This window comes from Enterobacter cloacae complex sp. P6RS (genome assembly GCF_014982245.1).
In the GTDB taxonomy this organism is placed as follows: domain Bacteria; phylum Pseudomonadota; class Gammaproteobacteria; order Enterobacterales; family Enterobacteriaceae; genus Enterobacter; species Enterobacter bugandensis.
On record NZ_JADCLB010000003.1, the window covers coordinates 247422 to 256507 of the forward strand.

The following is a 9086-nucleotide window of genomic DNA, read 5'->3' on the forward strand; positions in this document are numbered from 1 at the left end:
CGCCTATACCCCAAAGCTTTCGCCGCAGCCGCATTCGTTCTGGGCTTTCGGGTTATGAAATTTGAATAACTGGTTTAAACCTTCCCGCACGTAATCCACTTCGGTTCCATCGATAAACGGCATAGCCTGCAGCGCGACGTACAGCTTTGCGCCGTCGGTTTCAAACACCAGGTCATCTTTTTCCGGTGCGGTGACGGTATCCAGCACGTAGCCAAAGCCCGCGCAGCCGGTCTGCTTAACGCCTAAGCGCACGCCGAGAATGTCGGGATTTTTTGCCACCAGCTCGTGGATATGCGCCGCCGCCGCAGGCGTGAGCGTTAATCCACGCCAGGCAAAATCGGCAGGATTGAAGGTTTCTGAATGCAGTTCCATAGGTCCACCTCATCTGATTAGCCATCAGGGCATAACACCATGTTAGTGATAACGATTATCACTTCAACCCTCTGTCAGCAGGGGCATTCGGCTAAACCGCCCTTTTTGTCTACTTTTATTAAGCATAGACCCTGTGGCAGGATGCAGGCAGGATGGATTTAATTGTTCAATACTTTGAAAATTAATGGATTATCTGTTGGAGAAAACAGCGAAGAGAGGAAAAGTAAAATATGTATCGGAAATGCCTATTTTTGAGATAGCTTTTGTTCTGGAAGTGTCTAAAACAATAAAAGGCCCTCAAGGCCTCTGATTATTATTGGTGAAATGAAACGCTAAAACCCTGCTCACGCCAGTGATCCAGCTGTTCCTGCTGACGCGGTGTTAGCGTCTTTCCCGTCCAGACGAAGATTTTTTGCCCCGGGAAAAGTTCAGGACGCGGAGAATCAATCGGGTCCGCCAGCACGTCAATGTGCCAGCCTTGCTGCGCCAGCCGCGCGGCTTCAAGCCAAAGATGGGTACGGTCATCGCATTCCCAGCCGATAAGCAACGCATCTTTACCCGCTTTCTTGCGCGACTCCGCCAGGCTTAGAACCGCGAATTCAATCAGGACGCCGTCAAGCATGCTCGCCATGTGGCGTACAGTATTTTGATCCTGATTCATTCGCTGGCGGACGGGGGAAATGATGTTATCAATCAGCGCATCCATGGCATGCTCCCGGCGGAACTCACCGATTTTGGCGCGCAGCTTTGCCGGGCTGGCATAACGCAGAACGGTCATCATCTCTTCCTGGAACGAGACCCAGTTACCCTGAGTCAGGACTTCTTTATTTTCCAGCAAGGCTTTTACTTTTCCGACCGAAACGCCGCTTTTCATCAGGCGTTTGATCTCTTCAATACGCAGGATATCTTCATCGTCAAACTGACGATGACCCCCTTCGCTGCGCTGCGGCTTCAACAATCCATAACGTCGCTGCCAGGCACGCAGCGTAACGGGGTTGATACCGCATCGTTCGGCCACTTCGCCGATACTGTAATAGGCCATTAACTCCCTCACGCTCAGAACTTCCATACCTAACTACACCAACCTTATCAGATTGTACAAACCATTTGTATAACTAAGACCGCATTTTGCTCAGGTGAAAGGGGTCGTTCTCCCTTCACCTGTTAATACATTGTTGTCTAAAGTTTGCTTCTCGTACAGCTAAGTCTGCCGAATTTTGTACAGCTTTATCAAAAATCGAATTTCTTCTCCGGCCATGCAATCGCCGGAATTCCGCCATGCCGGGGGCTTGCAAACAGATGGCCCTGGAACTGGGAAATGCCCGCAGATTCCAGCCACATCCACTCTTCTGCCTTCTCCACGCCGACCGCGCAGAACTGAATTTCAAGCGAGGAACAGCATTTGATAATCGCCTGAATGATGGCCTGTCGAGGGCCACTTTTATGCACGTTCGCGACGAGATCGCGATTAATCTTAATTCTGTCGGGCTGGAATTGGGCCAGTAGCTGTAGTCCCGCAAAGCCGGCACCAAAGTGATCGATCGTCACGCTGATGCCTGCACTTTTCAGCTGTCTGACTGAATCCGTGAACTCGTCAAAACGGGAAATGGCTTCACTTTCGGTAAACTCCACCACAATTTGCTCAGGGACAAAACCGTTTGCTTCAATTGCGGTGAGCAAGAAATCAACGGCATTAGGAATGTTAACCAGCGTCATAGGCAGCAGGTTGAGGGATAACGTCTGGTTCTGCAACCCGAGTGCACTGGCCATTGAGAGTGCCACCTGCTTGCTGTGCAAATCAGAGGTATACACGTCGTCACGCGGCAGATTGGCGAAGTAGATCCCCGGAGCGCCGCCTTCAGGCGTGCGGAGAAGCGCCTCCCAGGAGACGACCTGCTGCATAAACGGATCGACTATCGGCTGGAACGCGAAGCTGCAATCCGCTCCTTTCGCGATTACCTCGGGTTGCGCTGACAAGCGTGTTTCTTCGCGAACGAACTCCCAGGAATCCGCAGGCGGCAGTTCAAAATAGTTCGCTTTTTCCGTGGCCTCGACAAAGGTACGGAAAAACTGCAGCGGACGGTCATTGTAAGTCAGCTGATAGCGTGTTGTTCCCTTGTTCAGCACCTGTTGCAGCACCTCATTCCTGTCGAACTGGCGCAAATCAAAAAGCTCCATCCCCACCTTGCCAAAACGCCGGACGGGGCCGTGATCGCGCATCAGCTCGACTACGTTATGGTGTCGCGGGTCGTTGCAGATCTCCTCGTAAATAGCAGAAACATGCTCCACTGGCCCCTCAAGCAACTGAAAAAAATGTGTGCCGTTAAACAGCAAGATCCCCGTGACGTTGGCTTGCCGGTTTTTATTATTTGCAGCAGCGACCATAGCTTCCAGTGCTTTCACTGGAACGTCCTCGCAGATATGACTGCGGTAAATGATGGTTGTAAGCATGCGATTCCTGGGGGTTAAGGGTTTTGACCACAAAAACATGTGGAGAGACTTCTCTTATAGCACATTAATTGCCTCACAAATAATTTACATCTCAATCATTTACGCCCGTTAATGGCACTCTCACAAGTGTTGTACAACTTAACAGCGGCCGTGCGTTTTGTACAATATATTCTTTAGCATTCCCGTTTCATGAACAACAAACAAGTGATTGAAAAATATATCATTTATAAAATATATCCTGATTTTATTAAAAATCTGTACATTTTTAATGTACAGATTTAGAAAAAGTGTATACCTTAAATGTAACGTTACTGATTACATAATTTTACAGGAGCGAAACATGCAGCAGAAAGGTTACGTCGCAGATTCCGCAGCAGCGATCGCACAGTACTTCGAAAAAGCCACGCTTCCCACCCAACAGGAAACGCTGGGTCAGGTCGTTGTTGAGATCCTTAGCGACGGGCGAAATCTCAATCGCAAATCGCTCTGTACCAAACTGTTAAGTCGCCTTGAAAGGGCCGAGGGCCCCGAAGAGGAACAGCATTACCATATGCTGCTTGGTTTGCTCTTCGAACGATAACGTGATGAACCGCAGTGACGCAGACAAACTGACCGATCAGCTGATTGGCGAAGCCGTTCTTTCTCTTTTGAGAGAGCGTGGCCCCGTTACAACTGAAGCTCTGGTTCAGCGTCTGCGGCAGATGAAAACACATGAAAAGAATCCCCGGCGGCGGGAGACACTGGCGAAGGCGATTGCCGATATCGGATCAAAAAGCCTCGGATTAAAACGTCGCAGAACCGCGCAAGGACGAATAAGCAGAGAGGGACCTCTCAATGATAACAGAGGCAATGTTGTGTCGTTGTTTGGAAAGGGAAAGCCGTCCGATCCCAAAAAAATACATTGACTGCATTTTAACAGCTACGGTGAGAACAAATGAGACAAAATATTCAGCTTCAACCCGAATACCACTCTGCTTTTTTAGACAGTGCGCTGGCGGAATATTTCCGTCACGCAGGCGATCGTTTTGCTGAAGAGTCCGCTATTTTTTCTACTGCAGTACGCTGTGTTCTGGCCTCTGAAGGTCATATTTCCAATAAAGCGATCATCCTGTGGCTCATTCAGACGCTGGAAGCGACCAGAGACGTTGTGCAGGCGGATGTAATTCGTAAGACGCTTGAAATCGTTGTGGGCTACACCATGGATGACGTTTAAACGCCCTGTCATTCAGCGATCGTGTCATCGTCAGAATTGTCGAACAGGCTGACGATGACACCCCCCTCTCTTCATAACCCCCTGTAAAGAAGCATTATAAAGATGGCATGGTTTCTGCTTACTCCCTGTTACGGGACTGGGCTTACCAGTCATTTTGCTTCATTTCTTAACAGGTCTGTTATTGATGAAAAAAATCGCCAGCGTCTGCCCTTACTGTGGTGCAGGCTGCAAACTAAACCTTGTCGTTGAGAATAACCGTATCATCCGTGCCGAAGCGGCAGAGGGGGCCACAAACCAGGGCACGCTATGCCTGAAAGGATTTTACGGCTGGGATTTCCTTAACGATACCCGCCTGCTCACCCCACGCCTGACCCAGCCAATGATCCGCTACCGCAAGGGAGAGACATTCACTCCCGTGACCTGGGAAGAGGCTATCCGCTACACCGCCCGTAAGCTCAGCAGCATTAAAGCCCAGTTCGGCCCGCGTTCGATTATGACTACCGGGTCGTCGCGCGGTACCGGGAATGAAACCAACTACGTGATGCAAAAATTTGCCCGCGCGGTGCTGCACACCAACAACGTCGACTGCTGCGCGCGCGTTTGTCACGGTCCTTCCGTCGCCGGACTTCAGGAGACCCTCGGCAACGGTGCAATGAGCAACTCTATCAACGATATTGAACACTCCAAATGCCTGCTGGTATTTGGCTATAACTGCGCAGACTCCCACCCTATCGTCGCCCGGCGCGTGCTAAAAGCCCGTGAAAACGGCGCGAAAATCATCGTCTGCGACCCGCGCCGCATCGAAACGGCGCGCATTGCCGATCAGCATCTGCAATTGAAGAACGGTAGCAACATGGCGCTGGTGAACGCCTTTGGCTATGTGCTTCTGGAAGAAGAGCTGTACGACAAGAACTACGTCGCGCGGTTTACCGAAGGACTTGAGGCCTATCGGCAGACGGTGAAAGAGTATGCCCCAGAGCGCGTAGAACACCTCACCGGCATCCCCGCCCGCGACGTTCGTCAGGCAATGCGCACCTTCGCGGCGGCCCCTTCCGCCACGGTAATGTGGGGAATGGGCGTGACTCAGTTTGGCCAGGCCGTCGATGTCGTCAAAGGGCTTTCCAGCCTGGCACTGCTGACCGGCAACCTCGGCCGCCCTGCCGTCGGTGTCGGTCCCGTGCGCGGGCAAAACAATGTTCAGGGCGCCTGCGATATGGGCGTTCTGCCGAATATGTTCCCCGGCTATCAGGATGTGACCGATCCGGCTGTCCGGCAGAAGTTCGCCGATGCCTGGGGGATCGACGTGAATAACATGGACGATCGCGTCGGAACGCGCATTACCGAGGTGCCGCACCTTGCGCTGGAAGGCAAGGTCAAAGCCTATTACATCATGGGGGAAGATCCGCTGCAGACGGAAGCCGATCTCGGCCTGGTCCGCAGCGGTTTCGAGGCGCTCGATTTTGTCGTGGTTCAGGACATCTTTATGACCAAAACGGCGGAAGTGGCGGACGTTCTGCTCCCTGCCACCTCATGGGGCGAACACGGCGGCGTTTTTACCTGCGCCGACCGGGGTTTCCAGCGTTTTGGCCAGGCTATTGAGGCCAAAGGCAACGTGAAGCGCGACTGGGAGATCATCAGCCTGCTCGCCACCGAGATGGGCTATCCGATGCATTACGACGATAACCAGCAGATCTGGGATGAAATGCGCGAGCTGTGCCCGCTCTTCTACGGCGTGACGTATGAAAAAATGGGCGAGATGGGCCACGTACAGTGGCCGTGCCCGACGCTCGATCACCCCGGCACGCCGTACCTGTACAAAGATAATCAGTTCGATACCCCGAGCGGTAAAGGACAGCTCTTTGCCGCACCGTGGCGCGCGCCGGCCGAGACGCCCGATGATGATTATCCGCTGGTACTCTGCACGGTACGCGAAGTTGGGCACTACTCCTGCCGCTCGATGACGGGTAACTGCGCCGCGCTGCAAAGCCTCGCCGATGAGCCGGGACGGGTGCAGGTGAATCCTTCCGATGCGGACAGACTAGGTATTAGCGACGGTCAACTGGTCTGGGTACGTTCGCGCCGGGGTAAAGTGATCACCCGCGCCAGCATTAGCGAGCGCATCAACGCCGGGGCGGTCTATATGACCTATCAATGGTGGATCGGGGCCTGCAATGAGCTGACGCAGGATAATCTCGACCCTGTATCAAAAACGCCGGAGACAAAATATTGTGCGGTGCAGCTGGAGGCGATTGAGGATCAGCGCTGGGCGGAGGACTATGCGGCGTCGGCGTATCAGTCCATGAAGTCGCGGCTGATGAGCGCGGCGAACGTCTGAGGAACAGCGTAAATAGCATCAGGTTTACCCGGCACCAGAATGATCATCTTTTTGGCCGGGTAATTCCCTAATGAAACAGATCTAATGCATCACGAAACAAATTGGGGTTACAGCGCTTTTCAAGCAAGCGGTTCAGGAGCTCCAGCAACTCATGCTCACTGCTCAGGTTAAACTTATGCATAACCGCATACTTATGGGCATAGATCGTCTTTGGCGTAAGCATCATCTCCCTGGCTATGTTTTTGACGGATTCCCCCTTGAAAAGGCCGGCCATAATATTGAGCTCACGCTGTGATAACGTTTTATGCTTACAGCTTAAACAGGCTTTTGAAAGGACAGGGATAACGGGCGCACTGTATGCACTCCAGGCCTGGCGCAATACCCTCTTCAACAGATAGAGTGACGCTGAGCGCGACACAAAAAATGTCTGCTGAATGCAGAGCGGTAAAAACGATGACGATGGCTCTTCCGCTTCGGTAATACCAATTATGACGCATTTACGCGCGCATTTTAATTCCGGGAAACAGGTATAATGTTCGCCCTTGCTGAACGCATAAACGATTATTCCCGCCCGAGCAATATTCTCCACATCATAGCCATTGAGAAAATTGACTTTTTTTGTATATTCATTGTTAAAAAAATCTTCAACAAATGACCTGAGGCTATGGTGATATAAAAAATCATCTTCTTTAATTAAAACATTTATCATTTATCAGACCGAGACATAATCGACACTCAACCTTTTTTCAGGCCAAAGAAATCCCTGCATTAAATTGCATCCAGTATTCTGAGCCAAAGCAAACAGTTCGTTATTTTCGATGCCTTCAATAAGCACCTGATCTACCATCATAGCGCAGTAGGCTATCATTGATTGTAAGGCCCGGGGAGTCAATCTGTTTTCCCATAAGCTCTTTTTATCTACTTTAACACCATCAAATATGCAAATACGTTCACCCAGCGGCGCTAAATGCTCACTTCTAACATCATCCAACCATATCTTTGTACTTGTTTTCTTTATTCTCTGATGCATTATATCAAAACTCTCTCGCTCTTCATTTGTTAGCAAAATAAAATTGCACGGATCTTGTACCTCAATAACGATACCAGAACGCAGGCTGGGCAATATTTCACTGACCAATTCTGATTGGCATAATAATTTTGCGGGGACGTTAATAAAATAGTCACCACCCTCTTCACACATAGGAATTATACGCAACTGCCAGCGCAGCAAACGAGAACTTGCATTTAAAGACATCTTTTCAAAAAACGTTTCGCAATCAATTCCCTGACGTAAGGTACTTAGCATCTCCCAAGCCTTTATCTTCTTTTCCTGTGAAGAATAGATAGGCTGGAACCGAACACCGCATATAGCATGCTCAAGCAAGGAATTAATCAACATGGATGTCTCAAACTTATTATTTTAAAAAAGATATTTCAGCCGTTACTGATAAGTAAAATCTACATTCATTACTGCCTGGAATGTTCCGGCAGTGGAATTTCCTTGTGGCGTAAACATTCTCGCTGACAGCGGGAATGTCGAACTGCGCGTGCTGCTGTCGACATTCACCTGCATTGTGCTGTTCACGCTATATGCTGTCGCATGATCCCTGCTGGCAATACGTAATGCCACATTGTTGCTGGTCCCGCTGTTTTTCCATGCCGTGGGATCTTGCGTATCTGCATTACCGGTAAATTTGGCCGTTACGCTGCTGGTGCCAGCAGGACAGTTTTGCACCAGCAGCTCAAAATCAGACCAGACGGCACCGTCACCGGCATTAATGAGATTCTGCTTGGTTGCTTCCCCCAGATTGACCATTTTAGAAACGGTGCCCGTGTCAACGACACACGGGCTGGCAATAACCTGCCCGGAAATATTAATATTGGAGTCCGCTCTACCCATTAACGGTAATGTTAAAAAAATAAAAACGACGGAATACCTTTTTCTATACATAACACACCTCTGGCACCCGCGTTAAGCGGGTGTTCAGCTTTAATGTTAATCAATCAGTTATACTGCATCGTAGCAACAATCACGGAATTAATGGTTCCCGGCATAACGCTACCCGCTGATGAATACGCTTTAGCCTGCATCGCTAACGACGCTGTGCGATCGCCTTGAACGGTTTGGGTCACAGACGTACCGTTCCCCAACAGGTTGCCATTGCTGGCCTGATACAATCCCACCGCTACGTTAGTCGCGGTGCCTGTGCTCTTATAATAGTTAGCACCAGCGACAGGGTCGGGCGTTCCGCTGAATGTTACCTGCACAGTACTCGTTCCTACAGGGCATGCTGTTATCGGAAGAGTAAATGCCACGGGGCTAGACGTAGCTCCCGCGCTGGCCAGCGCAGAGGCCTGAATAGTCGAACCTAAATCCACGTTCAGGTTGGCACTTCCTCCATTGATTACGCAAGGGGAAGCAACAATAGTACCTGTAACGTTAATATTTGCCGTATCAACCGCCATGGATGAAAAGGATATCGCAGCTGTAATTGCCATAAGTTTAAATTTCATGATTTGACCTCCTATTGATAAATTATATTTAATGTCGCTATTGCATTCGCCGTCCCGGCACTCACGTTTGTCTTTGTCTGATAATAACGGGCCGTGAGAGGGATTGATTCCGACCCGGAGCTAGATGTTGTAACCTGAACGGGACTATTAAGATTTAGAATTGTACCGCCATATAACATTTGCACCCCCACACCCTTCGCT

General features: G+C 50.2%; 12 protein-coding genes. 4 read left to right on the plus strand and 8 right to left on the minus strand.

From position 1 onward, the window contains the following. Positions 1 to 3 precede the first annotated feature (3 nt). From sufA to INF73_RS02220, 3 genes are all read right to left on the minus strand, one after another. On the minus strand, positions 4 to 372 hold the full coding sequence (sufA, locus tag INF73_RS02210; RefSeq protein ID WP_041910386.1) for a Fe-S cluster assembly scaffold SufA: 369 nt from the start codon (positions 370 to 372) through the stop codon (positions 4 to 6). 313 nt (positions 373 to 685) lie between these two features. After that, positions 686 to 1414, minus strand: a complete 729-nt coding sequence (locus INF73_RS02215) for a MerR family transcriptional regulator (protein ID WP_049000802.1) — start codon at positions 1412 to 1414, stop codon at positions 686 to 688. A 188-nt stretch (positions 1415 to 1602) separates the two neighbouring features. Continuing rightward, positions 1603 to 2823 carry a diguanylate phosphodiesterase gene (locus tag INF73_RS02220; RefSeq protein ID WP_193542450.1) on the minus strand — a complete coding sequence of 407 codons (1221 nt, stop codon included), beginning with the start codon at positions 2821 to 2823 and terminating at the stop codon, positions 1603 to 1605. A gap of 340 nt (positions 2824 to 3163) precedes the next feature. Here INF73_RS02220 and ycgZ point away from each other — a divergent pair, with 340 nt between their 5' ends. The 4 genes from ycgZ (at position 3164) to fdhF (ending at position 6371) form a co-directional block, all read left to right on the plus strand. Beyond that, complete coding sequence (gene ycgZ / locus INF73_RS02225; RefSeq protein ID WP_028012861.1) at positions 3164 to 3403, plus strand: regulatory protein YcgZ; 240 nt, start codon at positions 3164 to 3166, stop codon at positions 3401 to 3403. A gap of 4 nt (positions 3404 to 3407) precedes the next feature. Then, the gene (locus tag INF73_RS02230) at positions 3408 to 3728 is read left to right on the plus strand and encodes a hypothetical protein (protein WP_028012860.1); all 321 of its coding nucleotides are present in this window, start codon (positions 3408 to 3410) and stop codon (positions 3726 to 3728) included. 29 nt (positions 3729 to 3757) lie between these two features. Next, positions 3758 to 4036: a biofilm development regulator YmgB/AriR family protein gene (locus INF73_RS02235; protein ID WP_047368383.1), complete on the plus strand. Its 279-nt coding sequence runs from the start codon at positions 3758 to 3760 to the stop codon at positions 4034 to 4036. Between the two features lie 184 nt (positions 4037 to 4220). Beyond that, positions 4221 to 6371 carry a formate dehydrogenase subunit alpha gene (fdhF, locus tag INF73_RS02240; protein WP_193542911.1) on the plus strand — a complete coding sequence of 717 codons (2151 nt, stop codon included), beginning with the start codon at positions 4221 to 4223 and terminating at the stop codon, positions 6369 to 6371. A 67-nt stretch (positions 6372 to 6438) separates the two neighbouring features. On the opposite strand, the gene INF73_RS02245 is transcribed toward fdhF, so the two are convergent. Genes INF73_RS02245 through INF73_RS02265 form a run of 5 tightly spaced genes read right to left on the minus strand, consistent with a single transcriptional unit; the run spans position 6439 to position 9076 of the window. After that, entirely contained in the window at positions 6439 to 7080 is a 642-nt protein-coding gene (locus INF73_RS02245) for a LuxR C-terminal-related transcriptional regulator (RefSeq protein WP_059356940.1), read from the minus strand. A 3-nt stretch (positions 7081 to 7083) separates the two neighbouring features. Then, positions 7084 to 7770, minus strand: coding sequence for an EAL domain-containing protein (locus INF73_RS02250; RefSeq protein ID WP_193542909.1), 687 nt, complete (start codon positions 7768 to 7770; stop codon positions 7084 to 7086). A gap of 42 nt (positions 7771 to 7812) precedes the next feature. Then, positions 7813 to 8322, minus strand: coding sequence for a fimbrial protein (locus INF73_RS02255; RefSeq protein ID WP_193542906.1), 510 nt, complete (start codon positions 8320 to 8322; stop codon positions 7813 to 7815). Between the two features lie 53 nt (positions 8323 to 8375). Next, positions 8376 to 8885, minus strand: a complete 510-nt coding sequence (locus INF73_RS02260) for a fimbrial protein (RefSeq protein ID WP_193542904.1) — start codon at positions 8883 to 8885, stop codon at positions 8376 to 8378. Positions 8886 to 8896: 11 nt separating this feature from the next. Further along, positions 8897 to 9076 (minus strand): fimbrial protein, encoded by a 180-nt coding sequence (locus INF73_RS02265; RefSeq protein ID WP_370567490.1) that lies wholly within the window; start codon positions 9074 to 9076, stop codon positions 8897 to 8899. Positions 9077 to 9086 lie beyond the last annotated feature (10 nt).

Excerpts from the sequence above, each read along its gene's own strand:
- sufA (WP_041910386.1), bottom strand. The coding sequence starts at position 372 with ATGGAACTGCATTCAGAAACCTTCAATCCTGCCGATTTTGCCTGGCGT.
- INF73_RS02215 (WP_049000802.1), bottom strand. The coding sequence starts at position 1,414 with ATGGCCTATTACAGTATCGGCGAAGTGGCCGAACGATGCGGTATCAAC.
- INF73_RS02220 (WP_193542450.1), bottom strand. The coding sequence starts at position 2,823 with ATGCTTACAACCATCATTTACCGCAGTCATATCTGCGAGGACGTTCCA.
- ycgZ (WP_028012861.1), top strand. The coding sequence starts at position 3,164 with ATGCAGCAGAAAGGTTACGTCGCAGATTCCGCAGCAGCGATCGCACAG.
- INF73_RS02230 (WP_028012860.1), top strand. The coding sequence starts at position 3,408 with ATGAACCGCAGTGACGCAGACAAACTGACCGATCAGCTGATTGGCGAA.
- INF73_RS02235 (WP_047368383.1), top strand. The coding sequence starts at position 3,758 with ATGAGACAAAATATTCAGCTTCAACCCGAATACCACTCTGCTTTTTTA.
- fdhF (WP_193542911.1), top strand. The coding sequence starts at position 4,221 with ATGAAAAAAATCGCCAGCGTCTGCCCTTACTGTGGTGCAGGCTGCAAA.
- INF73_RS02245 (WP_059356940.1), bottom strand. The coding sequence starts at position 7,080 with ATGATAAATGTTTTAATTAAAGAAGATGATTTTTTATATCACCATAGC.
- INF73_RS02250 (WP_193542909.1), bottom strand. The coding sequence starts at position 7,770 with ATGTTGATTAATTCCTTGCTTGAGCATGCTATATGCGGTGTTCGGTTC.
- INF73_RS02255 (WP_193542906.1), bottom strand. The coding sequence starts at position 8,322 with ATGTATAGAAAAAGGTATTCCGTCGTTTTTATTTTTTTAACATTACCG.
- INF73_RS02260 (WP_193542904.1), bottom strand. The coding sequence starts at position 8,885 with ATGAAATTTAAACTTATGGCAATTACAGCTGCGATATCCTTTTCATCC.